The organism is Verrucosispora sp. WMMC514, from assembly GCF_027497295.1.
GTDB classification, from domain to species: Bacteria; Actinomycetota; Actinomycetes; order Mycobacteriales; family Micromonosporaceae; genus Micromonospora; species Micromonospora palythoicola.
On the sequence record NZ_CP114906.1, the window covers coordinates 2598106 to 2623487 of the forward strand.

The window sequence follows — 25382 nt, forward strand, 5'->3', positions numbered from 1 at the left end:
GGTGATGGAGGTACGCGACGCCGGACGCGACCACACGGGCGCCGCTTCCGTGGACGACACGGTCAGCGACCTCGATCTGCTGCGCGCCCACGTCGCCGGTGACCGGGACGCCTTCGGCGAGCTGTTCCGCCGGCACCGGGACCGGCTCTGGGCGGTCGCCCTGCGTACGCTCGGCGACCGTGAGGAGGCCGCGGACGCCCTCCAGGACGCGCTGCTGTCCGCCCATCGCGCGGCCGACCGGTTCCGGGGTGACTCGGCGGTCACCACCTGGTTGCACCGGATCGTGGTCAACGCGTGCCTCGATCGGATCCGCCGTCGGCGGGCCCACCCGACGGTCCCGCTGCCCGACGGAGTGCACGGCCCGGAGGACGGTCCGGCCACCGGTGGCGTGGAGCCGGCCGCACCGGTACCCGACCACGACACCGCGATGGTCGTCCGGGACGCTCTGGCCGCGTTGCCGATCGAGCAGCGGGCCGCCCTCGTGCTGGTGGACGTGCAGGGCTACCCGGTCGCCGAGGTCGCGCGGATCCTCGGTGTCGCCGAAGGGACGGTCAAGAGTCGCTGCGCCCGGGGCCGTGCCCGGCTCGCGGTCACGCTCGGCCACCTGCGACCGGGCACCGGGCCGGCGGGCGCTTCCCGCCCGGACGTGCCGGACGTCACCGGCGGGAACCCGAAGGAACCGTCGGGCGTCCGATCGGGGTCGGGGCGGTCCCGACCGACCGCCAACCAGCAGGAGGAAGCGTGAGCGCCGGGGAGTTCAGCGCGGTCGACCACGACCTGCTCGCCGACTACCTCGGCGGCGCGCTGGACGGCACCCCCGAGCACGCCGAGATCGCCCGGCGGGTGGCGCAGGACCCGGCGTGGGCCGACGCCCACGCCCGCCTGGCCCCGGCCGTCGACCGGGTCCGGGCTCAGTTGGCCGGCTGGGGTGAGCCGACGCTGGAGATTCCGCCGGAGATCACCGACCGGATCAGCGCTGTCCTCGCCGCTGCCGATCCACCCGGTGCCGGGACCGCGCCGACGACAGCGGTTGCCGAGCACCCGGAGCGGGCACCAGCCACCGGGGACGGGACTGCCGCCGTCACCGACCCGGGCCTGACGCCGACCGGCGGGAAGGTGACGGTCGTACCGACCCAGCCGCTGGGTGGTCCCCGGCGGCCGGGTGGGCCGCCGCGTCCGGGGCAGGACCGGACCTCGTCGTCGCGTCCGGGGTCGCGACGTCGCCGCTGGGCCCGGGTCGCCGGGCCGGTTGCCCTCGCCACCGCCGCCGTGGTCGGTCTGGGCGCGCTTCAACTGTTCCAACCCGGCCGGGGGGGCGATGTCGCCACCGACACCGCCCTGGACGACCGGGTCGTCAGTCCCGCGGTGCCGCACGCACTTCCGCAGGACTCCGGGGGGCGGCAGGAGACGAAGTCGGCGCCCGAACGTGCCGCCGCAGCGAGCGGTGTTCCCTACCGGGTCGTCGGCTCCCCCCAGCGCAGCGACACCGACTACACGCCGGAGGCGCTGGCCAGCCTGGCGCCGAGCGTCCGGCAGTTCTCCAGCGACGGTGATCCGAAGCTCGGCGCGGAGAACCAGGATCGCCTGGCCGCCCCGGGCGATCTGACCCGGCTCGGCGACCAGACGGCGCTGAGTGCCTGCCTCGCGGAGATCGGTGCGGAGCACGGCGGCGGACCGCTGGTCTTCGACGTCGTCGAGTACGCCCGCTTCCAGGGGATGCCGGCGCTGGTTCTCCAGTTCACCGATGCCTCCGGCACGAGCTGGGCGTGGGTCAGCGGCCCGGAGTGCGGGGTACCCGGGTCCGGCTCGGACGCCCGTTACCGTACGCGGGTAGGGTGATCCTGCGGTCGCCGGACTTTTGACCGTCCACGTGACCTGACCCACCGGGTGACCGGCTCGGGAATTCCCGCTTCGTACGATGACGTTCTGCACATCAGTTGCCGCCGCGTCGGCACTCGGATCGGCATCGGCGGGTACGCCGGTGACGACAGTCAACACGATTGGGAGACGGCAGTGGACGAGGTCCGCAACCTGGTCATCATCGGCTCCGGGCCGGCCGGTTACACGGCGGCGGTCTACGCGGCGCGTGCCAACCTCAAGCCACTGGTGATCGAGGGCGTGCAGTCCGGCGGCGCGCTGATGACCACCACCGAGGTGGAGAACTTCCCCGGTTTCGCCGACGGCATCCTCGGCCCCGAGCTGATGGACAACATGCGTAAGCAGGCCGAGCGGTTCGGCGCCGAGTTCCTGACCGACGACGTCACCCGGGTCGAGCTGACCGACACCGGTCACCCCGGTGCGGTGAGCACCGTCTGGGTCGGCGAGACCGCGTACCGCGCCCGGGCCGTGATCCTCGCCACGGGTTCTGCCTGGCGTCCGCTCGGCGTGCCCGGTGAGCAGGAGTACCTCGGCCACGGCGTCTCCTCCTGCGCCACCTGCGACGGCTTCTTCTTCCGCAACCAGCACATCGTGGTCGTCGGTGGCGGCGACTCGGCCATGGAGGAAGCCAGCTTCCTGACCCGCTTCGCGGACTCGGTGACGATCCTGCACCGCCGGGACACGTTCCGGGCCAGCAAGATCATGGCGGAGCGGGCACTGAGCAACGACAAGATCAAGGTCGAGTGGAACACCGTGGTGGAGGAGGTGCTCGGCGCGGACGGCAAGGTTTCCGGCGTACGGGTACGCAACGTCCACACCGGCGAGGCCAAGGTGCTCGACGTCACCGGCGTGTTCGTGGCGATCGGTCACGACCCACGCAGCGAACTGTTCCGTGGCCAGGTCGAGCTGGACGACGAGGGGTATGTGCAGGTGCAGGCCCCCAGCACCCGGACCAGCATTCCCGGTGTCTTCGCCGCCGGTGACCTGGTCGACCACACGTACCGGCAGGCGATCACCGCGGCCGGGACCGGCTGCGCGGCCGCCCTGGACGCGGAACGCTTCATCGCCACGCTGCCCAAGGGCTGAAGACACAACGCAGGAGGAGGGGTCAACAGTGGGAGCAACGAAGTCGGTCACCGACGCGAGCTTCGCCGCGGACGTACTGAAGTCCGACAAGCCGGTCCTGGTGGATTTCTGGGCCGAGTGGTGCGGGCCGTGCCGCAAGGTGTCGCCGCTGCTGGAGGAGATCGCCGGTGAGATGGGCGACCAGGTCAGCATCGTCAAGCTCAACATCGACGAGAACCCGGAGACCGCCCGGACATACCGGGTGATGTCGGTGCCGACCCTCACCGTGTTCAAGAACGGTGAGCCGGTGCAGTCGATCGCCGGCGCCAAGCCCAAGGGCGAACTGGTCAAGTTGATCGAATCGGCGCTCTGACCCCAGCGACGACCTCACCGTCGACCCCGTGCCGGGCCCACCGGCACGGGGTCGACGCGTTTTTCGCCGCCCGCCACCCGAGCGGATGGCCCAGCGCATAACCTCGAATCGGGGCCGCCGGACGCCGGTGAGCACCTGGTCCCCGCCCACGGCGGGGCCCGGCAGCCACCGACCGTGCAGAGGGGGTCGTGCGTGCGTCCGATCCGTCCCGGTGACCGGGGACCCGCGGTGACCGAGATCCGTGCGGTGTTGACCGGCCTCGACCTGCTGTCGAAGGTGACCGGCCCGCACAGCGACGAGTTCGACCCGGCGACCGAACGGGCGGTCCGCGCGTTCCAGCAGTCGCGGGGGCTCAGTGTCGACGGTCGGGTCGGTGCGGAGACCTGGCGGGCCCTCGACGCCGCCCGGTGGCGGCTGGGTGCCCGCACCCTCTACCACGCGGTGCCGGTGCCGCTCACCGGCGAGGATGTCCGGTCGCTCCAGGAGCGGCTGCTGGAGATGGGGTACGACACCGGGCGGGCCGACGCCATCTACGGCATCCGCACCTCCCGGGCGGTGGCCCAGTTCCAGCGTGAGGTGGGACTGGTCCCGGACGGCACCTGCGGCCCACACACCATGGGTGCCCTGCGCCGGCTGGGCCGCAAGGTGGTCGGCGGCCGGCCGCAGTGGTTGCGCGAGTCCGACGCCATCCGGCAGTCCGGCCCGACCCTGGTCGGTCGGACCGTGGTCATCGACCCGGGCCACGGCGGGACCGACCCGGGCGTGGTGGTGACGGACGGCCCGCTGCGCTGGACCGAGGCGGATCTGATGCACGATCTGGCCAGCCGGCTGGAAGGGCGTCTCGCCGCGGCCGGAGTACGGGTGCAGCTCACCCGAGGCCCGTCGCCGGAGACCTGCCTGCCCGACATCGACCGGGCGCAGCTGGCCAACTCGCTCGGCGCCGACGTGTTCATCTCGTTGCACACCGACGGCCATGCCAATCCGATGGCCGAGGGTGTCGCCACGTACCACTACGGCACCGACAACGGGGTCACGTCGGCGACCGGTGAACGGCTGGCCGGGCTGGTCCAGCGGGAGATCGTGGCGCGTACCGGGCTGCGGGACTGCCGTACCCACGCGAAGGCGTGGGACCTGCTCCGGATCACCCGGATGCCGGCGGTGCGGGTCGAGGTCGGCTACCTCACCTCGCCGGCCGACCGGGAACGGCTGATCGCTCCTCGGTTCCGGGACAAACTCGTCGAGTCGATGGTGGCCGCGGTCCAGCGGATGTACCTGCCGATCGAACGCGACGTGCCGACCGGCTCGATCGACGTCAGCGAGCTGCGGGCGGCGGTCGCCGCCGGCACCGTGGTGGACTGAGCGGCCGTCCGGGCTTGGCGCGGAAATCCGGCCAGGTACCCGGTGCCGTCGACGCCGGCCGGTCAGCCGGTCGTGGAGCGGGTGGCCGGTGTCGGTCGGACCGGACGCAGCAACGTCTCCGGGCTCATCGAGCCGAGCAGCTTCTCCAGCGCGTACTCGACGTCGGACTTCCAGCTCAACGCCGTCCGCAGCTCGAGCCGTAGCCGGGGGAACCGCGGATGCGGGCGAACCGTCTTGAAGCCCACCGAGAGGAAGAAGTCGGCAGGTGCCACGCACGCTCCGCCCGGATCGGCGGAGTCACCGAACTTCGCGTCGCCGAACGCCTCGATCGCCTTGATCCCGCGCTTGGTCAGATCGCGGGCCACCCCCTGCACCAGCATCCGACCGAGACCGCCGCCGACGAACGCGGGCACCACGTTCGCGGTCATCAGCAGCGCCGCGTCGGCGGAGACCGGAGACGTCGGAAAGGCCATCGACCGGGGCACGTAGGCCGGCGGAGCGTACATGACGAATCCGGCCGGCATCCCGTCGACGTAGATCAGCTTGCCGCAGGAACCCCATTCGAGCAGAGTCTGCGAGACCCACGCCTCCTTCTCCAGGCCAGGGTCGCCAGCGGCGCAGGCGCGGTCCGCGGAAACCGGATCAAGCTCCCAGTACACACACTGGCGGCAGGGCCGGGGCAGATCCTCCAGGGTGTCCAGGGTCAGGCTGACCAGACGTCGCGACATTGGCGCTTCCCCACACTAGGCTCGGAGGTGGGACCGGCCCGGACGGCACCGCCGCCGCAGCGGCCCGAATGGCACCGCCGCCCCAGCGGCCCGAATGGCACCGCCGTGTTCCTGCCCCCGACGAGCGATCGTACGCCGCCGGTCGGCGACTGGGGAGAGTAAGCGTGAACGTGCACCTCAGGGGTGCCGGCTCCGGGTCCGGGATGTGGACGCACGAATAATCAGGGGCGCATAGGGGTGTGCAAGGCGGCTACGATCGACATTCGGCGCGCCGTACGCCATGGTCGCCGGTGTCCTGGGTATCCGGGACCGGAGCCGTCCGAGCAGCCACCGAGGTGATGTGATGACCGGCACGACACTCGACGACTACACCGACCGGTACGCCCGCCGGGTGCGGGGCATGACGGCGTCGGAGATCAGGGCCCTGTTCGCCGTCGCCAGTCGACCGGAGGTCGTCTCCCTCGCCGGTGGCGCGCCGTACATCGCCGCACTGCCGCTGGACGCCGTCGGTGAGATGCTCGGCCGGCTCGGTGCCGAGCACGGCAGCACCACGCTGCAGTACGGCATCGGTCAGGGCACCCTGGAGCTGCGGGAGCGGATCTGCGAGGTGATGGCCCTCTCCGGCATCGACGCCGCCTGCGGTGCCTCCCCGGAGGACGTGGTGGTGACCGTCGGTGGGCAGCAGGCGCTCGACCTGGTGGCCCGTCTCTTCCTGGACCCGGGTGACGTGGTGCTCGCCGAGGGGCCGACCTACGTCGGCGCACTCGGGGTGTTCCAGGCCGCCCAGGCGCAGGTCGTGCACGTGCCGATGGACGACGACGGGTTGATTCCGGCCGCACTGGAGCTCGCCATCGCGGAGCAGGCCCGGGCCGGACGGCGGGTCAAGTTCCTCTACACCATCCCCACCTTCCAGAACCCGACCGGCGTGACGCTCACTGAGCAGCGGCGGGAACAGGTTCTCGACATCTGCGAGCGCGCCGGACTGCTGGTGGTCGAGGACGACCCGTACGGCCAGTTGGGCTTCGAGAGCGAGGCACCCGCGCCGTTGCGGGCGCGGCGGCGGGACGGGGTCTTCTACCTCAGCACCTTCTCCAAGACGTTCGCGCCGGGGCTGCGGGTCGGCTGGATCCTCGCGCCACACGCGGTGCGTGACAAGCTGGTGATCGCCAGCGAGGCACAGATCCTTTGTCCCAGCGCGTACGCGCAGGCCGCCGTCAGCACGTACCTCGGCACCATGCCCTGGCGCGAGCAGCTGAAGGTCTACCGGGAGGTCTACCGGGAGCGACGGGACGCGATGCTCACGGCACTTGAGGACCTGATGCCGGCCGGCACCCGCTGGACCGTGCCCGGCGGCGGGCTGTTCGTCTGGGCCACGCTGCCCGACGGGCTGGATTCTAAGGCGATGATGCCCCGGGCCATCGCCGCCCGTGTCGCGTACGTGCCCGGCACCGGTTTCTACGCCGACGGCAACGGCAATGGTCACATGCGGCTGAACTTCTCGTTCCCGCCACCGGAGCGGATCCGGGAGGGCGTGCGCCGGTTGGCCAGCGTGATGGAGCAGGACATCGCCATGCGTCGGGTGTTCGGTGCGGTGGGCGGGGCCGGCGCCCGGCGAGGCAGGACCGGCTGGGACGCGCCAGGACCAGACTTGGCATGATGCCCGGCATGGGTGTCACCGCTGCCGAAGAACCCGCCGTGTCGGGCCCCGAGACCACCGATCTCCACGTGCTCGTGCTCGCCGGTGGCCTGTCGTACGAGCGTGACGTGTCGCTGCGCTCGGGCCGTCGGGTGCTCGACGCGCTACGCGCCGTCGGGATGCAGGCCGAACTGCGCGACGCCGACGTCGCCCTGCTGCCGGCCCTGATCGCTGATCCGCCCGACGCGGTGGTGATCGCCCTGCACGGCGCCACCGGCGAGGACGGCTCGCTGCGTGGGGTGCTGGATCTGTGCGGCGTGCCGTACGTCGGCTGTGACGCCCGGGCTTCCCGCCTCGCCTGGGACAAGCCGTCGGCCAAGGCCGTGCTCCGGGAGGCCGGCATCGCCACTCCCGACTGGGTCGCCCTGCCACACGACCGGTTCAGCGAACTCGGCGCGGTGGCCGTGCTGGACCGCATCGTCGATCGGTTGGGGCTGCCGCTCATGGTGAAGCCGGCCCAGGGCGGTTCCGGACTGGGCGCCGCCGTGGTCCGGGATGCGGCGTCGCTGCCGGCTGCCATGGTGGGTTGTTTCGCGTACGACTCGACGGCGCTCGTCGAGCGGTACGTTCCCGGCATGGACGTGGCCGTCTCCGTCGTCGACCTCGGCGACGGCCCGCAGGCGCTACCGGCGGTGGAGATCGTGCCCCGTAACGGGGTGTACGACTACGCGGCCCGTTACACCGCGGGCCGGACGACCTGGCACACCCCGGCCCGCCTCGAGCCGACGGTCGCCGAGTCGGTGGCCCAGGTCGCCCTGGCCGCCCACACCGCCCTCGGCCTGCGTGACCTCAGTCGGGTCGACCTGATCGTCGACTCGACCGGTCAGCCACACGTGCTCGAGGTCAACGTCTCGCCGGGCATGACCGAGACGTCGCTGTTGCCGCTCGCGGTGCAGGCCGCCGGTCTCGACTTCGGCGGCATGATCGGCAACCTGGTAGCCCGCGCCGCGGCCCGCTGATTTCCCTACCGAGCACGACGCCCACCGGGTGACCTCGCGTCCCGCCACGGACGGGTCGTCGCCACTCGACTGCGGTGTCGAGGCGGTGGGGGCGTCGTCGGATCGGGGCGGTCGCGGGTGCCGCAGTTGCCGATCCGGCGGCGTCCTCCAGCCGTCGGATGGCTGGCGGACCTCGGTCATATCCGGATGCCGGGCCTGCCTCAGTGCGGCCCGGTCCCTCCGGTCCTATCGCTGCCCGCCCCCCGAGGCCGGCTTACCGGACGACGTCCGGGTCTCCGCCTGAGTGTGCTCCGCCTCCGGCGCCCCTTCTCTGCGCACGCTGCCAGCTTCTGCGGCGCTCTCCGCGTCTGCGGCGCTCTCGGCGCCTGAGTCGGTCTCCGTGCCCGAGGTGCCCTCCGTGCCCGCAGTGCTCTCGGTGGCGGCGGTGCTCTCGGTGTCTGCGGTGGTGTCGAGCTGCGAGACGTCGTCGACGTCTTCGGTGCTCGACAGCGGGACTGTGGTCTCGGGAACCGTCGTTCGCTCGGGGCGAGCCGTCTCGGCCGCGTCCGCTCTCGGCTCGCGCTGCGGTGCCGCGTCGACCGCCTCAGGGGCCGAGTCGCTCGCCGGGACCGCGATCGGCGCGTCTGGCGACTCCGCGCTGACACCGACGCCCGGAGTGTCAGGTGGTTCGGCCGTCTCTCCGATGGCGTCCAGCAGCGACCCTCCCTCTGCCGGCTTCGTCTCGGGCGGCGCGGCCGACTGCGCCGCCAGACTGGACGGTGCCTGCCACTGGATGCGGGGTGGTTCGGCCAGTGGCCGTCCACCGAACTCGGCCAGCCAGGCCGCGACGAGCGCGAGATTCTCCCGCCACTGCTCCTCGGAGATCGGCGGCAGGATCGAATCCCAGAGCGAGAGGAAGGTGCCACGGAGTTGCAGCCGACCGTACGGCCGGGCGAGAAACCACATGTGGAGGTGGGCGGACCCGTCGCCCCACCGGTTGACGTGCACGCGAGCCACCCCGTCCAGCGACCGGATGGCCCGTTCGAGCCGTACCGTCATCACGCCCAACTCGGCGGCGAGCAGGTTCGGTAGGTCGCCGAGGTCGAGGTGCGACCGCGACTCCAGAATGAGAACCATGGGCAGGCCGGTGGGTCGATCCATGGCCCGCACGCGCCATCGTTCACCGACCCAGATGTAGGCCTCGTCGGGAGCCTGGCAGGCAGTGCATTCTCGGTGAGCCTCACCCTTGCGAGGTGGCTCGACCGAGACCGGGTCGGCGAGTGGCTTGACCCGGAGGTCGCCCTCGAAGGGGAAGGACGGCCACTGGGTGAAGTCCGGAACTGAGGGAGGGGTGTCGTGCACGACGCTGACCCTAACCGAGTCTGGGACCACTGTCCCTACCCGAATCGGGTTCGACTCTCTCTGGAGCGTTCGAATGAACGGACCGCACCACCGTGCAGTTCTCCCCAGAGTTATCCACAGGCGGCCGGGTAGCGGCTTGCCTGCCGGTGTCCCGGTTCGACAAGGGGTTTCGGCCTGTGTTTCACGTGAAACGGCTCGCGCCTGTGGACAACCGGTGTGGATAACAATGACGTCCCGCCCGCCCGCGTGGCCGACCGTGGGTGTGCCGAAAATCGGTCGAACACCGTGCCACTCACCCGCGCCGGCGCCGCTGTTTCACGTGAAACAGTGGCGCGCCCGTTCGGTAGGGTGTGCCGCTTCCGGGCGCACTCATGACCATCCCGCCGCGCAGCGATCGGTTCCGGGACCTGTGTCTGCACCGGGCGCCCGCCGTTGAATGACCACTCGGCTCCCGGCACCCTCCGCACCGCCCTGTGCGCCACCGGCGGACCTCGGTCACCACTCAGCCGGACCCGTAGCAACTCCAGCCGATTCCGACGCCCCGGCGGGTTCGGGGCGGTAACCGGGTGGGGTTTCACGTGAAACGGCTCCGGCCCGGCTGGACGCTCGCACCACTGAACAACGAGGCGTCCCAGCGGAGTGTCACGGTCACGGCCTGCCCGACCGGGCATCCTCCTGAGCCATGGGCCCCGAACTGGCCGCCGGCACTCTCCTGAGCCATGGACTCCAACTGGCCTCCGCACCGTTCGAGCCGACCGAGCGTCGACAGCGTGAGCCCGTCGCCCAACTTGTGCGGGCACTCGCCTGGCCGCCGGTGTCGGGTCGATCCCCGCCTGTCCGCTCGTCCCCGCCAGCCCGTCTCCCCGTATTCCGGCGGATCTTCCGCAGGGGCGCCGCCCGTCTAGCCGGTGTCCGCCGGGCCGTCCCTTTCCCGGTGAGTCGCCGTCGTCTGGCCGCCGGCTTCCCGCCGATCACCCGGCCCGGGCGCCCATGCGCCTCAGCCCTGTCCCGACCCATCGCCGGATCACCTGCGGCTCGTCCGCCCTCGGTTCGACGCCTACCCGCTCGCAACGTTCCCGGTGTGGCGGCCGCCCGCGACGACTCCAAGCGAGGACGACAGCCCTTGTCCGCCAGCGAGCCGGCACCAAGCAGCGGTCCCGGCGACCCCGTGCTCGATGGCAGCCGGATCCCGGAGAACCGCCGCGTGCATCTCGGCCCGATGCCGGACCCCCGCTGCCGGTCACAGCTCGCGCCGTAGCTCCGGTCCAAGGGCCCGGCACGCCGTAGGTCGGAAAGTGCCGGCGACTGAGGCTGCGCCCTCCCGTTCCCCCGGGAACCGGATCAGGGCCCCGGCGCCGGCGCGCCGGCCCCAGCGGCAACCGCCACGCCGCCGCCGGAGGAGGAGCGCCGCGGTTCGTCGACCTGCCTACGCAGGCTGGCCGGTATCCGGTGCGGCGCCAGGTATGTTCCAGCCGTGGGTGGCGGGACCGCACGGCGACCGGCGGCTACCTTGGACAGGCACCAATCCCGTGGGTCGTCGGCCGGGATCGGTCGCTAACCACCGGACTGAACGCGCCGTCCCGTCCGGCCGCGCGACCGATCTGGGCCGTCGAGCGGCGGGGCACCGAGCAGTTGACGGCCCACTGCGGCAGGGCCGGCACTGCGTGCTGCGGCTGCCTGTACGACAAGGCCGCCTCGTCAGGTACGTGACGAGGCGGCCTTGTCGATTCGTTGATCAGTCTTCCGACTCTTCGCGCTCAACCCCGATGATGCCGACGATTCGCTCCAGGTCGTCGACGGTCGCGAACTCGATCGTGATCTTGCCCTTGCTCCGCCCGATGTCCACCTTCACCCGGGTGTCGAACCGGTCGGAGAGACGGTCGGCGAGGTCGGTGAGCGCCGGCGCGTGTGGCTTCGGGCGGCGCTTCGTCGACTCCTTCTTGCCCGGCCCGTCGTTGAGGGTGAGCGCGACGATCTCCTCTGTCGCTCGGACCGACAGGCCTTCGGCGACGATCCGAAGTGCCAGCTGTTCCTGGGTCTCCGGATCCTCCAGGCTCAGCAGCGCCCGGGCGTGCCCGGCGGACAGGACACCGGCGGCGACGCGGCGCTGTACCGGGGCCGGCAGGTTCATCAGCCGGATGGTGTTGGAGATCTGCGGCCGACTGCGACCGATGCGCCGGGCGAGTTCCTCGTGGGTGGCCCCGAACTCCTCCAGCAGCTGCTGGTAGGCGGCCGCCTCCTCCAGCGGGTTGAGGTTCGCCCGGTGGATGTTCTCCAGCAGCGCGTCCCGCAGCATCGCGTCGTCTCGGGTGTCGCGCACGATCGCCGGGATGTGCTCCCGGCCGACCGCCTGGGCGGCTCGCCACCGGCGCTCGCCCATGACGAGCTCGAACTTCTCGCCGTCGAGTTGCCGCACCACGATCGGCTGGAGAAAGCCCACCTCCTGGATGGAGGTCTTCAACTCCTCCAGGGCCTCCTCGTCGAAGACCTGGCGGGGCTGCTTCGGGTTGGGCACGATCGAGTCGACCGGGATCTCGGCGAAGCGGGCGCCGGGCACCGGGCTCAGCGTCGCCTCAGGTTCGATCGGCGGGGCCGACACCGGCAGCACGGTCGGCGCCGCAACCGCCGTCGACCCACCGGTTCCCCCGGTCAGGGTGCCAGCGCCAGCGTCCGGCGCCGGCCCGGTCGGAATGAGCGCCCCCAGGCCCCGCCCCAGACCGCCCCGTGGACGGTTCTTCATGCCACGCCTCCCAGCGCCTCGTACGCACTACGCATTCCGGCTCACCGGCTCCTTGACGCCCCGCTCGGCGATCTCCTGCGCGGCCTCGAAGTAGCTCGTCGCCCCCCGCGAACCGGGATCGTAGGTCATCACCGACTGGCCGTAGCTGGGCGCCTCGGAGACCCGCACGTTACGCGGGATCACCGCCTGGAGCACCTTGTCCCCGAAGTGGTTCCGGACGTCCTGCTCGACCGCGTCGGCGAGCCGGGTACGGCGGTCGTACATGGTGAGCAGGATCGTGGAGACCTCAAGCCGCGGGTTGAGGTGCTGACGAACCAGGTTGATGTTGTTGATGAGCTGGTTGAGCCCTTCGAGCGCGTAGTACTCACACTGGATAGGTATGAGCACCTCCTGCGCGGCCACCAACGCGTTGACGGTCAACAGGCCGAGCGACGGCGGGCAGTCGATGAACACGTAGTCGAAGTGCCCCGGGTAGGCGGTGATGGCGCGGTCCAACCGCGACTCGCGGGCCACCACGGAGACCAGCTCGATCTCGGCACCGGCGAGATCGATGGTGGCCGGCACACACCAGAGGTTGGGAATGCCCTCCACCGCCTGGGTCACATCCTCCAGCGGCACACTGTTGATCAGGCAGTCGTAGACGTCGGGCACGCCGGTGTGGTGTGGCACGTTCAGCCCGGTCGAGGCGTTGCCCTGCGGGTCGAGGTCGACCACGAGCACCCGGTTGCCGTGCAGGGCCAGCGCCACCGCGAGGTTGACCGTGGTGGTGGTCTTACCCACGCCGCCCTTCTGGTTCGCGACGCACATGACCCGGGTCCGGTCGGGCCGAGGCATGGTCACCTCGCCACTGGGATTCAGGATCTGCACGGCGCGCATCGCCTCCATAGCCAACGGTGGGTCATCCTCTTCGCGCGTCGGGGTTTCACGTGAAACGTACGCGGCCTCGGTCGCGGCAGTTGCGTAGGAACCGTCCGCAGGTGCGGGCGTGTCGGAAGCCGGTCGAGGATCCGGCACCATCGCGGATGGCGGGGGTTGTGCTGCCGCCGCCTCGAACCGTGCGGAGGCGGAGGCGTTCCGACGAATCGGGATCACCCGCGCGTCAGGGGACGCGTTGACCGGGCGACCACTCGCGTCCGCCCCGTCGCGTCCGTCGCCGGCCCCCGACCACGGAACACCCGACGTCGGCGCATTCCGACCGGGTTCGGGTGGGCTCTGCGACACCTCGGAGGGCCGCCAGTTCGGATATTCGGTTTCACGTGAAACAGGGTCATCCGGTGACCCGGTCACTCGCGGATCGTCGTACCTGCCGTCGTCATGCACCTGTCATCCCTGCCCGCTTCGGATGGTCGGTCCGCACCCGTCAACCGGGCCACTCGCGTGCTCTCCGCAGAGGTACCGCCCGGCGGGAGCGGTCGGGCCCCGGAGGGAGATCCATCGCCGCCCGCTCCACACTATCGACGCGCGGTCAGCCTACGGCGCACGGGCGCGGCCGGTCCACGTCGGGTTCGGTAACTCGCCGCTCGCGCGCTGCCCGGGGACCGGCCACGGCCGCCTCGAAAATCCCGGTCCGCACGAGGTGGCCGGCGTGCCGACGCAGGTCAGCCGCACGAACGACGAGCCGAAGTCAGCCGGCACCAGAGGTCGGGTCCCGGCCCGGCTCACCGTCGACGCGAGCGAGACTTTCTCGACGAGGCACGGGCCGCCGGACCGACGGCCCGTTCCCGGACGATCTCGACCACCGTGGTCGGCGGATCCACCACGCCCTCACCACATCGGTGCAACACGGGTCGACCGCCGCCGAGGCGGTGCACCGCCTCCGCGTGCTCGGCGATCTCCTCCGCCGCGGAGACACCCTTCAGGGCGAGCAGCCGACCACCCACCCTGGTCAGCGGAAGGCACCAACTCGCCAGCCGGTCCAGTGGCGCCACCGCCCGGGCGGTGACCACCTCGCCCGGCACGGCGTCCGCCCTCCCGACGGCCTCCTCGGCCCGGCCGCGAAACACCCGCACCGAGTCGGTCAGTCCGAGCGCCTCCACCGCCTCCTCCAGGAAGGCGGTACGGCGAGCCAGCGGCTCGATGAGGGTCACCGCCAGGTCGGGCCGGGCGATGGCGAGCACCAGACCGGGCAGCCCGGCACCCGATCCCACGTCCAGCACGCTGGCATGCGGCGGAACAAGCTCGGCCACCGTCGCGCAGTTCAGCAGGTGACGATCCCAGATCCGGGGTGCCTCGCGAGGACCGATCAGCCCGCGCACCACGCCGTCGGTCGCGAGCAGCTCGGCGTACCCGGCCGCGACATCGAGGCGTACGCCGAAGAGCCGGCGAGCTGCCTCGGCCAGCTCGGGCGGTAGCACGGCCGTGGTGGGCTGGGGCGGGACAGCCGGCGGCCCGGGCGGCGTACCACCCGGGCCGAAGGCGGCACTGCCGCTGGCGTGCTGTTGAGTCACCCGTCAGTCCACGGGACGGACGACGATGCGCCGGCTGGGCTCGACGCCCTCGGACTCGCTCTCCACCCCGTCGATCGCGTTGACCACGTCGTGAACGCACTTGCGCTCGAAGGCCGACATCGGCTCCAGCCGCACCGGCTCCCCGTGCTCCTTGACCTTCTCGACGGCGTTGCGGGCGACCGCCGCCAGTTCCTTACGCCGGTTGGCGCGGTACCCGCCCACGTCGAGCAGCAGGCGGCTCGGTGCGCCGGTCTGCCGGAACACCGCGAGCCGGGCCAGTTCCTGAAGTGCCTCCAGGGTGGCGCCGCGCTGGCCGACGAGGTTCTGCAGGCGCCCGCCGACGACCTCGACCACCGGGCGACCGCCCGACACGAGTTCGTCGATGTCGCCGTCGTAGTCGAGGATGTCGAGCAGCCCCTCCACGTAGTCGGCCGCGATCTCACTCTGCCGGAACAGGTCGCTCTCGCCGGCGGCCTTGCTCGGTGCCGCTTCGGCGTCGGTCTCCTCCGGCTCGCCCCCGACCGGAGCCGCCGCGGTCGGCTCCTCGTCGTCCAGGGGCTGGTCGGCGCGGGGGATGCTGGTGTCGGTCACGGTGTCATCTCCGTACTCGCTCGGCCGGACCTCGGGTCCGCTGGTTTCCCGCGGCCGGCGGGACGTCGCCGGTGCCCGCGGGCACGTCTGTAGGGGCAGTCTCGCCCGTCCACCACCGCACGGGTGGCGCTTCGCGCACCGGCGCCGGCCACCCGGCGGCCGCACGGCGCGCAACGGGCCGCCACCGGTCTCCCGGCGGCGGCCCGGACGATTCAGCCCTGCCGCTTGGCGGGGCGGCCCTTCTTCGGGTTGACCGGCTTGGCACCCGGCTTCGGGCCGGCGATCTTCGGCGCGGCCGGAGGCGGCGGTGCCGCGGCCGGCTTGCTCCGCCCGAACAGCCCGCTGGTCTTCGCCGGCTGTGCTCCGTTACGCGCCGAGGTGCCCGGCTTTGCGCTGGTCGCGGTCACCGGCGGCGGGAACTTGCGCAGCACCCACTGCTGCTGCCCGAGCGTGAACAGGTTGTTGGTGACCCAGTAGATGATCACGCCGATCGGGAAGATGGCGCCGGAAACCAGCAGGGACAGCGGGATGCCGTAGAGCATCAGGCGCTGGATCATGCGCTGCTGCGGGTCCTCGGCCCAACCCGTCTTGAGAATCATCTGACGGCTGGTGAGGTAGGTGGTACCCATCATCACCAGCACCAGGACACCGGCCATGATCTTCACGACGGTGCCGTTGGCACCGAGCTGCGCCAGCTCCGCCGCCGTCGAGCCGAACTTGCTGGCGATCGGGGCGGTGAACAGGGTCGCGTCCGAGGCACTGTTGAACTGGTCGACCGTCCAGCCGTAGATGTCCTTGTTGTTCTTCGACGGATCCGGGTTCAGGCGACGCAGCACGTGGAAGAGGCCGAGGAAGACCGGGATCTGGAGGAACATCGGAAGGCAGCCCATGAGCGGGTTGGCCTTTTCCTTCCGGTAGAGCTCCATCATCTCCTTCTGGAGCGTCTCCCGGTCACCCTTGTGCTTCTCCTGTAGCGCCTTGACCTGCGGCTGGAGCGCCTGCATCGCCCGCTGCGACTTGATCTGCTTGACGAAGACCGGGAACAGGATGACCCGGACCGTGACCACCAGGAAGATGATGGCGAGGATCCATGCCCAGTTGGTGCCGAGGACCGCGCCGTCCGGGATGCCGATGGCGTCCCAGGCCGAGTGCCAGGCCAGCAGGATCCACGAGATCGCGTAGTAGATCCAGTCGAGACTCAATTCTCAGGCTCCAGTCACGTCGGCAGGTCGGCGGCCGCCCGGCTCCGGAACCGGGTCGTATCCGCCAGGATGGAATGGGTGACAGCGCGACAGCCGCCGGACCGTCAGACCGGCTCCCCGGAGCGCACCGTGCCGGGCCACGGCCTCCAGGGCGTAGGCGCTGCACGACGGGTAGAACCGACAGCGGGCCGGCAACGCCGGGCTTATCCACCGACGGTACGCGATGATGGGCAGGGTCAGCACCCGGGCACCGGGCGTAGCCGGGCCGAACGGCCGCTGCTCGGCGCTCATCGGGGCCGCCGTGTCCGGCCGGACCGGGCGGCGTCGAGCGCCGCCTCCAGGTCCGCGCCGAGTCGCTGGTAGGTGGCGTCGGCCGCAGCCGGCAGGGCGCGTACCACGAGGGTGCTTCCGGCCGGCAGGTCGACGAGGCGTTCGCGGGTCAGATGCCGCAACCGGCGGCGCACCCGGTTGCGGACCACCGCCGGTCCGACCGCCTTGGAAACCACGAAGCCGGCGCGGGACACCGGCGTGGAGTCTGCCTCCGCGCCGTCCCGCGCCGGCTTCGGCGCTGCGTTGTCGGATCCGGTTGTGCCCGGCACGGTCAGATGGACGACCAGGGCACCCCGACCGGCTCGCCGACCACCACGAACCGCTGCGGCGAAGTCGCTGCTGCGCCGCAGTCGTTGGGCGGCCGCCAGCACGACGTCACGTCCTCCGGAGCGGACCTGACCGGCCTCAGGCCGACAGGCGGGCGCGGCCCTTGGCGCGACGGGTCGAGATGATGGCGCGGCCGGCCCGGGTGCGCATGCGCAGCCGGAAGCCGTGGGTCTTCGCGCGCCGGCGGTTGTTCGGCTGGTAGGTGCGCTTGCTCACGTCAGGCTCTCCGTTGTCGGACGCCCCGGACGAGTGGATCGCCGGGTCGTGGTGGTCCGGGCCGCCGCTGCGGCAGCCCCGATCGGTGCTGCCCGGCGGTGCGTGACCTCGGTTGTGCGGTGCGCGACCGCGGGCAGCGAGCACCCATCACCCTAGCAGAGGGCGTGAGAGCAGCCCCTCCAGCCTAGGCCGGGGGGCAATCAGCGTCAAACCCGGTCACGGCGGCGGTGAGCTGCGACGGAAGACGACCGATGCGGCGGTTTTCACGAATGCCGACAGGGGCGACCCGCGCTGGCGGTTGAAGACGCGGCGACAACGCTGTTACCGTGCCCGATTGCGGTCAGCGTCGGAGTTTCGCCGATGTCGCCGGCAGGCAAGACCGGACACGGTGGTGAATCGTTCGGCACGGTGAACCCCGCTTCAGTGCCCGGCCACGGCAGGGGGCAGGTCCGACCCGCGATCGGCGGGCGGCCACAATCGGTCGGTACACAGGCTGTGGATAACTTGTGGAGAACGACCGGGTGCGGCGATCGGGTGGGTGGCGTCATCTCGCCCGCCGGTATCGGGCCACCGGAAGACGGCGGCGTCCGGGAGCAGAGGCGAGGGGGTGGCACGACGGTGGCCGGTACGACCGACCTTGCCGCGGTGTGGACGGCGACGACCGACGAACTCGCTGACGAGATCATTTCCGCGCAGCAGCGGGCATACCTGCGGCTGACCCGCCTGCGCGCGATCGTCGAGGACACCGTCCTGCTCTCCGTGCCGGACGCCTTCACCCGCGACGTGATCGAGTCCCGGCTGCGCCCGGCCATCACCGAGGCGTTGACCCGCCGGCTGGGCCGACCGGTCCAGGTCGCCGTCACCGTCCGGGTACCGGAGGACGGCCGTGCCACCGGCACCGTCTACCGCAGCACTCCCGAATCGAACTCGATGGACCACGGTCCCGGCGAGAACGACCGGTCGACCGGTCCCGACAGCGGACGGCAGCTCCCACTGATTCCCGAGCAGCCGCACCCGGGCCGGTTCGACCGGCCGGCACCGTCGGACGCACCGCCCGTCGAGGACGATTCCCGTACCGCGGGCTCCGGCGGGCAGGAGAGCCTCTTCGGCGCCGGGTTCGGCGAGCCCGTTCCGCCGGCGGAGAGCACCGGACGGCGGGCGTCGGAGCGGTTGGGCTTCGTCGATCAGGGTGGGCACCTGGACCGAGCCACCACCGGCCCGCGCGGCTTCGCGCCCCGCTACGGCGACGACTCCGGCGTCTCGCCCCGCGACCAGCACGTGATCCGGGCCATACCAACCGACGGCGCCACCGACAGCGGGCCCGGCCGCGGCGGTGCGGATCACCGGCCGGTCGGCCGGGACGATCGGCGGCTGCCGACCGGCGCGGACAGTGGCGGCAACCGTCTCAACCCGAAGTACATGTTCGAGACGTTCGTCATCGGGTCGTCCAACCGCTTCGCGCACGCCGCCTCCGTGGCGGTGGCCGAGTCACCGGCGAAGGCGTACAACCCGCTGTTCATCTACGGCAGCTCGGGACTGGGCAAGACCCACCTGCTGCACGCCATCGGCCACTACGCCACCACGCTGGGCAACGCCCGCTCGGTCCGGTACGTCTCCACCGAGGAATTCACGAACGACTTCATCAACTCGCTGCGGGACGACAAGACCAGCGCCTTCCAACGCCGCTACCGCGACGTCGACATCCTGCTGATCGACGACATCCAGTTCCTGGAGAACCGCGAGCGGACCCAGGAGGAGTTCTTCCACACGTTCAACACCCTGCACAACGCCAACAAGCAGATCGTGATCACCTCAGATCGCTCGCCCAAGCAGCTGGCGACGCTGGAGGACCGGCTACGGACCCGGTTCGAGTGGGGCCTGCTCGCCGACATCCAGCCACCGGACCTGGAGACACGGATCGCGATCCTGCAGAAGAAGGCCGCGCAGGAGCGCCTCTTCGCCCCGCCGGACGTGCTGGAGTTCATCGCCTCCCGGGTGTCGAACTCGATCCGGGAACTGGAGGGGGCGCTGATCCGGGTCACCGCGTTCGCCAGCCTGACCCGGTCGAGCGTGGAGCTGTCGCTGGCCGAGGAGGTGCTCCGGGACTTCATCCCGGACGGCGCCGGGCCGGAGATCACCGCCGACCAGATCATGGTCTCCACCGCCGACTACTTCGGGGTCAGCCTGGAGGACCTGCGCGGGCACTCCCGGTCGCGGGTGCTGGTGAACGCCCGCCAGGTCGCCATGTACCTGTGTCGCGAGCTGACCGACCTGTCGCTGCCCCGGATCGGCCAGGCCTTCGGTGGGCGCGACCACACCACCGTGATGCACGCCGACCGCAAGATCCGCCAACAGATGGCCGAACGGCGCTCGCTCTACAACCAGATCGCCGAGCTGACCAACCGGATCAAGCAGAACACCTGAGGGGTACGCCCCCGCACGATCACGGTGAGGGTCCGGCCGATCACGGTCGGGCCCTTTCTCGCGCTCACCGGGTTGACCCTCGACGAGGTGTAGGCCACACGATCGAAGTCGTGTCCACACCGCGCGCCACTCGTTGTCCACAGCTTGTTGTCCACCGCCGGTGGATGAACACACCCCGTCAACAACCAGTTACCCACAGCCTGTGGAGAAACCCTGGGGACAACGCTGTGGACCGCTGTGGACGCCTGGGGACAACGACCGCCGTTGTCCACCACCGGCCCACCGCCTGTGGGGAAGCTGTTGAAGGTTCTGGGGATGACGGCGGACGAGACGCGCGCGGCGATCCACAGGTCTGGGGAGAAAGTCGGTGGATTACCGGTGGACAACCGGTGGACGACGGTGGACAACCGTGTGCACGAGGGCCGCCTGTGGATCGCCAGGCGGGTTTCACCCCCGCTCATCCACAGCGAACCCACCTGTGGAGAACGCACCTGACCTGCCCATACTCGGGTTCTCCACAGTTTGCACAGGTGCGATGAAGACGATGAGTTATCTCTTCTGAAAGAACAAAAACCAATCATCACCGTTGGACTTCCTGTGGATCGGTCGACAGCTGCCGGACAGACCCGTCGGCAGCGACACGATCCACGGGGTCGGGCACACAGCCGATACCCTCGCGCCCTAAGGTGCGAGGGGTACCCGCACGCCAGGCGGGTCGGTGGGCAGCGTCCGGCATGAGAGAGTTGACGACGTCGACGTCGACGCGGAGGCATTGATGAAGTTCCGAGTGGAGCGCGACGCGCTCGCCGAAGCCGTGGCCTGGACCGCCAAGAGCCTGCCCAACCGGCCGTCCGTACCGGTGCTGGCCGGGGTGTTGCTGCGGGTCACCGAGGGCAGCCTGCAGGTCTCCGGCTTCGACTACGAGGTCAGTAGCCAGGTGACCGTGGAGGTGCAGGGCGACGCCGACGGCGCCGCGCTGGTCTCCGGGCGGCTGCTCGCCGAGATCACCAAGGCGCTACCCGCCAAGCCCGTCGACATCGCCGCCGTCGGCGCGCATCTCGAACTGGTCTGTGGCAGCGCCCGGTTCACCCTGCCCACCATGCCGGTGGAGGACTACCCCACCCTGCCCGAGATGCCCGCCAGCGCCGGCACCATCGACGCGGCGGCGTTCGCCGCCGCGGTGGCACAGGTGGCGGTCGCCGCGAGCCGCGACGAGACGCTGCCGATGATGACCGGCGTACGCATCGAACTGTCCGGCGGCAATCTGGCCATGCTCGCCACCGACCGGTACCGGCTGGCGCTGCGCGAGATGGAGTGGAACCCCGACGACCCGGAGATCAGCCTCAACGCGTTGGTCCCCGCCCGGACGCTCAACGACACCGCCAAGACCCTCGGCCCCCTCGGCGGCCAGGTAGTCCTGGCCCTGTCCCAGGGCGCCGCCGGCGAAGGCATGATCGGTTTCTCCGGTGGCACCCGACGGACCACCAGCCGGCTGCTCGACGGCGCCAACTACCCGCCGGTCCGCTCGCTCTTCCCGGCCAGCCACAACGCCGCCGCCCAGGTGCCGGTCAGCACCCTCATCGAGGTGGTCAAGCGGGTCGCCCTGGTCGCCGAACGCGCCACCCCCGTGCTGCTCAGCTTCAGCGCCGACGGGCTGGTGGTGGAGGCCGGCGGCACCGAGGAGGCCCGGGCCAGCGAGGCCATGGAGGCCAGCTTCACCGGCGAACCGTTGACCATCGGGTTCAACCCGCAGTACCTCATCGACGGGTTGTCCAACCTCGGCACCCAGTTCGCCGTGCTGCACTTCGTCGACGCCTTCAAGCCCGCGGTGATTTCCCCCGCCGGTGAGGATGGCGAGCTCATCGGTGGGTACCGGTACCTCATCATGCCGATCCGCGTGTCCCGCTGACCGGCAGAGTCAACCGCACCCACGAAAGGTCACCAGAGATGCAGCTCGGCCTGGTAGGACTCGGCCGGATGGGCGGCAACATGCGCGAACGGCTGCGCACCGCCGGTCACGAGGTGGTCGGTCTCGACCACAACCTGGAGCGCAGCGATGTCGCCAGCATGGCTGAACTGGCCGAGAAGCTGGACGCACCCCGCGCGGTGTGGGTGATGGTGCCCGCCGCCGTCACCGACGCCACCATCGACGAGGTGGCCGCCGTGCTGGACGAGGGCGACCTCATCATCGACGGCGGCAACTCGCGGTTCAGCGAGGACGCACCCCGGGCGGAGCGGCTGCACGAACGCGGCATCGGCTACGTCGACGTGGGCGTCTCCGGCGGGGTGTGGGGCCGGCAGAACGGCTACGGCCTGATGGTCGGCGGCGCGCAGGACCACGTCGACCGGCTAATGCCGATCTTCGACGCGCTCAAGCCCGACGGCGAGTACGGCTTCGTGCACGCCGGTCCGGTCGGCGCCGGTCACTACGCCAAGATGGTGCACAACGGCATCGAGTACGGCCTGATGCACGCCTACGCCGAGGGCTACGAGCTGATGGCCGCCTCCGAGCTGGTCACGAACGTGCCCGGTGTGATCAAGTCCTGGCGCGAGGGCACCGTCGTCCGCTCCTGGCTGCTGGACCTGCTCGACCGGGCCCTCGACGAGGACCCCGAGCTGACCCAGCTCAGCGACTACACCGAGGACACCGGCGAGGGGCGCTGGACGGTGGACGAGGCGGTCCGGCTCGCCGTGCCGCTGAACGTCATCACCGCCTCGCTGTTCGCCCGCTTCTCCTCCCGGCAGGAGGACTCTCCAGCGCTCAAGGCCGTCTCCGCGCTGCGGCAGCAGTTCGGTGGGCACGCCGTACGCAAGCCCTGACCGGCACCGCGGCCCCGTGTACGTCCGCCGGCTCGAACTCGTCGACTTCCGCTCCTACGAGCGGATCGACGTCGACCTCGAACCGGGCCCGAACGTCCTGATCGGCGCCAACGGCGTCGGCAAGACGAACCTGGTCGAGGCGCTCGGCTACGTCGCGACCCTCGACTCCCACCGCGTCGCCACCGACGCCCCGCTGGTGCGGATGGGCGCCGCCGCCGCGGTGATCCGCTGCGCGGTGGTGCACGACGGCCGCGAACTCCTGGTGGAGCTGGAGATCGTCCCGGGCAAGGCCAACCGGGCCCGCCTCGGCCGCTCCCCGGCCCGTCGGGCCCGCGACGTGCTGGGCGCGCTACGGCTGGTCCTCTTCGCCCCGGAGGACCTCGAACTGGTCCGGGGCGACCCGGCGGAACGCCGCCGCTACCTCGACGACCTGCTGGTGCTGCGCCAACCCCGCTACGCCGGGGTGCGCGCCGACTACGAACGGGTGGTCAAACAACGCAACGCGCTGCTGCGTACCGCGTACCTCGCCCGCAAGACCGGCGGAACGCGGGGCGGCGACCTGTCCACCCTCGCCGTCTGGGACACCCACCTGGCCCGGCACGGCGCCGAGCTGCTCGCCGGGCGGCTGGAACTGGTCGCCGCCCTCGCGCCCCACGTGACCAAGGCGTACGACGCGGTGGCCGCCGGCCGGGGCGCGGCGGGAATCAGCTACCGGCCCTCGGTCGACCTCGTCGAACCCACCACCGACCGGGACGCCCTCGCAGCGGTGCTCACCAGCGCGTTGGCGGAGTCCCGTCCCGCCGAGATCGAACGTGGCACCACCCTGGTCGGCCCGCACCGCGACGACCTCACCCTCACCCTCGGCCCGCTGCCGGCCAAGGGCTACGCCAGCCACGGCGAATCCTGGTCGTACGCGCTCGCGCTGCGGCTGGCCGGCTACGACCTGCTGCGCGACGACGGCATCGAGCCGGTCCTGGTACTCGACGACGTCTTCGCCGAACTGGACGCCGGCCGGCGGGACCGGCTCGCCGAACTCGTCGGCGGCGCCAGTCAACTGCTGGTGACCTGCGCGGTCGCCGACGACGTGCCAGCCGCCCTGCGGGGCGCCCGGTACGAGGTGACGGAGGGGGCGATACGCCGTGCCGACTGAACCACCGCAGCCGGACAGCGCGCCCCAGGGGCAGCCGCGTGGGTCGGCCGCACGACGCGGTGCGCGTACCGCGGGCAAGGGCGGCACCGGCGACGGCGGCCGAACCGACAAGCCCGCCGGCCGCCCGACGGAGCCGGCAGCCGCAGCGCCCACGGCGGCGTCCGGCGACACCGTGCCGGCGACCGACGGCGGCGAGGGTGTCACCGGACCGCAACTGGCCCGCGCGGTGCTGGACGCGGCGAAGGCGCGGCGCGAAGCCGCCGGCCGTCCCCGGCGGCGCGGCGCGACCGGCGCCGGCGACGGTGAGCGCCGGCTGCGCGGCTACTCCGGCCCCGGCCCGGACCCCCGCGATCCGCAACCCCTCGGTGCCGTGCTCAACCGGCTGGTGAAGGCCCGGGGCTGGCAACAGCCGGCCGCCGAAGCCACCGTCTTCGGTGCCTGGGAACGGGTGGTCGGCGCGGAGGTCGCCCAACACAGCCGGCCGGTGAAGCTGGAGAACGGCGAACTGACCGTCGAGGCCCGCTCCACGGCCTGGGCGACGCAGCTACGGCTGCTCGCCGGCTCGCTGTTGCAGCAGATCGCCCGCGAGGTCGGCCACAACGTGGTTCGCAAACTGCACATCCACGGCCCGGCAGCCCCCTCATGGTCACGTGGCCCGCGCCGGGTACGCGGCCGGGGCCCCCGCGACACCTACGGCTGACGGCCGCCCCACCCGGTACGGGCGACCGCTACGACTGCGCCGCCCGGCGAGGTGCCGCCGACTCGGCGTAGATGGCGAAGCCGTTGTCGGCGCAGCGTCGGTAGAAGGCGGCGAGCACGCTCAGCTCCGCGCAGGTGAAGGTCCACTGGGGCGCGGCACCACTGTCGTCGCGCAGCGCGTCCAACCGGCTGTCCAGCCACCGCAGCTGCTGCTCGGCCAGGCGACCGTCGGCCAGCAGCGACCGCAGCACCGTACCCACCGACTCGAAGGTGACCGCCTCACCGTGCGGACGGTGCGCGGCGACGAAGCGTTCGATGCCGCCCGCGATCCAACCGCACCCGTCCGGGTCGATCACCGGATCCTCGTCCTCGGCGGCGGCGTCTGTGGCGTACAGCACACCATCGAGTCCGAGGATCAGATCCACCACCTCGGTGTACGCGGTGGCCCGGACCGTGCCTGTCTTCGCGATCAGCTCGGCGAGCGCGGCGGTCGGCGCCGAGATTCCCGGCACCTCGACGATGTCGCCGAAGTCGACGAACTCGGCCGGTGCGACCGGGTCGTAGAAGCGGCCGGTCCGCGGCCACTGAACCGCGACGTTGTCCAGCCCCATCTGGTGTCACCTCTCAAGGCACGGGCGAGTGGATCGGGTCGATCGTCCGGTTCCAACGGTGAAAGATCAAGGCCGCTCCGGCAACCCGAGGGCCGAGGATCGCCCGTCCCGGGTCGTACCGCGCATTACCGCCCACCGCTCACCGTCGCACCCGGCAGCGCCGTCACGCGACAGATCCGTTGATCATGCCATGGCGTGTAGGGGGAGTCGCGGACAGCGCGATTCGGCCCGCTACGGAGATCTGAGCCGCTGCGAAGGGGTGCCGAGTAGTGGTTCTATCGCCCGCGCACAGTAAGATTGGCGTGAGACGAAGACCCGGTGCGGAGTGACGGGTCACGGGTCCGGTGCGGGCCCGCGATCATCCGTCCGACTCGGGTCGAGCCGATCGCGATCCGCGGGCGACCGCGGCGACCGGCGCGTTCGGCC

General features: G+C 71.2%; 23 protein-coding genes. 12 read left to right on the forward strand and 11 right to left on the reverse strand.

Features of this window, described 5'->3' with window-relative positions:
- Nucleotides 1-4 precede the first annotated feature (4 nt).
- The 5 genes from sigM (at nucleotide 5) to O7597_RS11610 (ending at nucleotide 4675) form a co-directional block, all read left to right on the forward strand.
- The gene (gene sigM / locus O7597_RS11590) at nucleotides 5-745 is read left to right on the forward strand and encodes an RNA polymerase sigma factor SigM (protein WP_269740561.1); all 741 of its coding nucleotides are present in this window, start codon (nucleotides 5-7) and stop codon (nucleotides 743-745) included.
- Entirely contained in the window at nucleotides 742-1839 is a 1098-nt protein-coding gene (locus O7597_RS11595; RefSeq protein ID WP_281582713.1) for a hypothetical protein, read from the forward strand. The genes sigM and O7597_RS11595 overlap by 4 nt, the downstream gene beginning before the upstream one ends.
- Before the next feature lie 174 nt (nucleotides 1840-2013).
- On the forward strand, nucleotides 2014-2964 hold the full coding sequence (gene trxB, locus O7597_RS11600; protein WP_164448777.1) for a thioredoxin-disulfide reductase: 951 nt from the start codon (nucleotides 2014-2016) through the stop codon (nucleotides 2962-2964).
- 28 nt (nucleotides 2965-2992) lie between these two features.
- Nucleotides 2993-3316 (forward strand): thioredoxin, encoded by a 324-nt coding sequence (trxA, locus tag O7597_RS11605; protein WP_164448776.1) that lies wholly within the window; start codon nucleotides 2993-2995, stop codon nucleotides 3314-3316.
- A 192-nt stretch (nucleotides 3317-3508) separates the two neighbouring features.
- Complete coding sequence (locus O7597_RS11610; protein WP_269740559.1) at nucleotides 3509-4675, forward strand: N-acetylmuramoyl-L-alanine amidase; 1167 nt, start codon at nucleotides 3509-3511, stop codon at nucleotides 4673-4675.
- A gap of 62 nt (nucleotides 4676-4737) precedes the next feature.
- Here O7597_RS11610 and O7597_RS11615 read toward each other — a convergent pair whose 3' ends face one another.
- A complete protein-coding gene (locus O7597_RS11615; RefSeq protein WP_269740558.1) occupies nucleotides 4738-5403 on the reverse strand; it encodes a GNAT family N-acetyltransferase in 666 nt (221 codons plus the stop codon).
- A 343-nt stretch (nucleotides 5404-5746) separates the two neighbouring features.
- Between O7597_RS11615 and O7597_RS11620 the strand changes: the two genes are divergently transcribed.
- Nucleotides 5747-7060, forward strand: coding sequence for a PLP-dependent aminotransferase family protein (locus O7597_RS11620; RefSeq protein ID WP_269740557.1), 1314 nt, complete (start codon nucleotides 5747-5749; stop codon nucleotides 7058-7060).
- An 8-nt stretch (nucleotides 7061-7068) separates the two neighbouring features.
- A complete protein-coding gene (locus O7597_RS11625) occupies nucleotides 7069-8058 on the forward strand; it encodes a D-alanine--D-alanine ligase (RefSeq protein WP_269740556.1) in 990 nt (329 codons plus the stop codon).
- A gap of 225 nt (nucleotides 8059-8283) precedes the next feature.
- On the opposite strand, the gene O7597_RS11630 is transcribed toward O7597_RS11625, so the two are convergent.
- The 9 genes from O7597_RS11630 to rpmH form a co-directional block, all read right to left on the reverse strand.
- A complete protein-coding gene (locus tag O7597_RS11630) occupies nucleotides 8284-9399 on the reverse strand; it encodes a hypothetical protein (protein WP_281582714.1) in 1116 nt (371 codons plus the stop codon).
- A gap of 1735 nt (nucleotides 9400-11134) precedes the next feature.
- Nucleotides 11135-12139, reverse strand: coding sequence for a ParB/RepB/Spo0J family partition protein (locus O7597_RS11635; protein ID WP_269740554.1), 1005 nt, complete (start codon nucleotides 12137-12139; stop codon nucleotides 11135-11137).
- Nucleotides 12140-12166: 27 nt separating this feature from the next.
- On the reverse strand, nucleotides 12167-13459 hold the full coding sequence (locus tag O7597_RS11640; protein WP_269740553.1) for a ParA family protein: 1293 nt from the start codon (nucleotides 13457-13459) through the stop codon (nucleotides 12167-12169).
- Nucleotides 13460-13797: 338 nt separating this feature from the next.
- Nucleotides 13798-14493: a 16S rRNA (guanine(527)-N(7))-methyltransferase RsmG gene (gene rsmG, locus O7597_RS11645; protein ID WP_281583237.1), complete on the reverse strand. Its 696-nt coding sequence runs from the start codon at nucleotides 14491-14493 to the stop codon at nucleotides 13798-13800.
- A gap of 96 nt (nucleotides 14494-14589) precedes the next feature.
- The gene (locus O7597_RS11650) at nucleotides 14590-15177 is read right to left on the reverse strand and encodes a R3H domain-containing nucleic acid-binding protein (protein ID WP_269740552.1); all 588 of its coding nucleotides are present in this window, start codon (nucleotides 15175-15177) and stop codon (nucleotides 14590-14592) included.
- 212 nt (nucleotides 15178-15389) lie between these two features.
- Nucleotides 15390-16379 carry a membrane protein insertase YidC gene (yidC, locus tag O7597_RS11655; RefSeq protein WP_269740551.1) on the reverse strand — a complete coding sequence of 330 codons (990 nt, stop codon included), beginning with the start codon at nucleotides 16377-16379 and terminating at the stop codon, nucleotides 15390-15392.
- A 3-nt stretch (nucleotides 16380-16382) separates the two neighbouring features.
- The gene (gene yidD / locus O7597_RS11660) at nucleotides 16383-16670 is read right to left on the reverse strand and encodes a membrane protein insertion efficiency factor YidD (protein ID WP_269740550.1); all 288 of its coding nucleotides are present in this window, start codon (nucleotides 16668-16670) and stop codon (nucleotides 16383-16385) included.
- Entirely contained in the window at nucleotides 16667-17080 is a 414-nt protein-coding gene (gene rnpA / locus O7597_RS11665) for a ribonuclease P protein component (protein ID WP_269740549.1), read from the reverse strand. The genes yidD and rnpA overlap by 4 nt, the downstream gene beginning before the upstream one ends.
- 34 nt (nucleotides 17081-17114) lie before the next feature.
- Nucleotides 17115-17252, reverse strand: a complete 138-nt coding sequence (rpmH, locus tag O7597_RS11670; protein ID WP_013736606.1) for a 50S ribosomal protein L34 — start codon at nucleotides 17250-17252, stop codon at nucleotides 17115-17117.
- Nucleotides 17253-17870: 618 nt separating this feature from the next.
- On the opposite strand from rpmH, the gene dnaA reads away from it, so the two are divergent.
- The 5 genes from dnaA to O7597_RS11695 all read left to right on the forward strand — a co-directional run bounded on the left by dnaA (nucleotide 17871) and on the right by O7597_RS11695 (nucleotide 24346).
- Nucleotides 17871-19676, forward strand: coding sequence for a chromosomal replication initiator protein DnaA (dnaA, locus tag O7597_RS11675; RefSeq protein ID WP_269740548.1), 1806 nt, complete (start codon nucleotides 17871-17873; stop codon nucleotides 19674-19676).
- 775 nt (nucleotides 19677-20451) lie between these two features.
- Nucleotides 20452-21585, forward strand: a complete 1134-nt coding sequence (gene dnaN, locus O7597_RS11680; protein ID WP_281582715.1) for a DNA polymerase III subunit beta — start codon at nucleotides 20452-20454, stop codon at nucleotides 21583-21585.
- 38 nt (nucleotides 21586-21623) lie between these two features.
- Nucleotides 21624-22496, forward strand: coding sequence for a phosphogluconate dehydrogenase (NAD(+)-dependent, decarboxylating) (gene gnd / locus O7597_RS11685; protein WP_269740546.1), 873 nt, complete (start codon nucleotides 21624-21626; stop codon nucleotides 22494-22496).
- Between the two features lie 16 nt (nucleotides 22497-22512).
- Nucleotides 22513-23646 (forward strand): DNA replication/repair protein RecF, encoded by a 1134-nt coding sequence (recF, locus tag O7597_RS11690; RefSeq protein WP_269740545.1) that lies wholly within the window; start codon nucleotides 22513-22515, stop codon nucleotides 23644-23646.
- A 172-nt stretch (nucleotides 23647-23818) separates the two neighbouring features.
- Complete coding sequence (locus O7597_RS11695) at nucleotides 23819-24346, forward strand: DciA family protein (RefSeq protein ID WP_269742692.1); 528 nt, start codon at nucleotides 23819-23821, stop codon at nucleotides 24344-24346.
- 28 nt (nucleotides 24347-24374) lie between these two features.
- On the opposite strand, the gene O7597_RS11700 is transcribed toward O7597_RS11695, so the two are convergent.
- Complete coding sequence (locus O7597_RS11700; protein WP_269740544.1) at nucleotides 24375-24956, reverse strand: hypothetical protein; 582 nt, start codon at nucleotides 24954-24956, stop codon at nucleotides 24375-24377.
- Between the last annotated feature and the right edge of the window lie 426 nt (nucleotides 24957-25382).

What these genes read in the sequence shown, in the direction of transcription:
- sigM (WP_269740561.1), top strand. Translation starts at nt 5, where the DNA reads ATGGAGGTACGCGACGCCGGACGCGACCACACGGGCGCCGCTTCCGTG.
- O7597_RS11615 (WP_269740558.1), bottom strand. Translation starts at nt 5,403, where the DNA reads ATGTCGCGACGTCTGGTCAGCCTGACCCTGGACACCCTGGAGGATCTG.
- O7597_RS11620 (WP_269740557.1), top strand. Translation starts at nt 5,747, where the DNA reads ATGACCGGCACGACACTCGACGACTACACCGACCGGTACGCCCGCCGG.
- O7597_RS11625 (WP_269740556.1), top strand. Translation starts at nt 7,069, where the DNA reads ATGGGTGTCACCGCTGCCGAAGAACCCGCCGTGTCGGGCCCCGAGACC.
- O7597_RS11635 (WP_269740554.1), bottom strand. Translation starts at nt 12,139, where the DNA reads ATGAAGAACCGTCCACGGGGCGGTCTGGGGCGGGGCCTGGGGGCGCTC.
- yidD (WP_269740550.1), bottom strand. Translation starts at nt 16,670, where the DNA reads ATGAGCGCCGAGCAGCGGCCGTTCGGCCCGGCTACGCCCGGTGCCCGG.
- dnaN (WP_281582715.1), top strand. Translation starts at nt 20,452, where the DNA reads ATGAAGTTCCGAGTGGAGCGCGACGCGCTCGCCGAAGCCGTGGCCTGG.
- gnd (WP_269740546.1), top strand. Translation starts at nt 21,624, where the DNA reads ATGCAGCTCGGCCTGGTAGGACTCGGCCGGATGGGCGGCAACATGCGC.
- O7597_RS11700 (WP_269740544.1), bottom strand. Translation starts at nt 24,956, where the DNA reads ATGGGGCTGGACAACGTCGCGGTTCAGTGGCCGCGGACCGGCCGCTTC.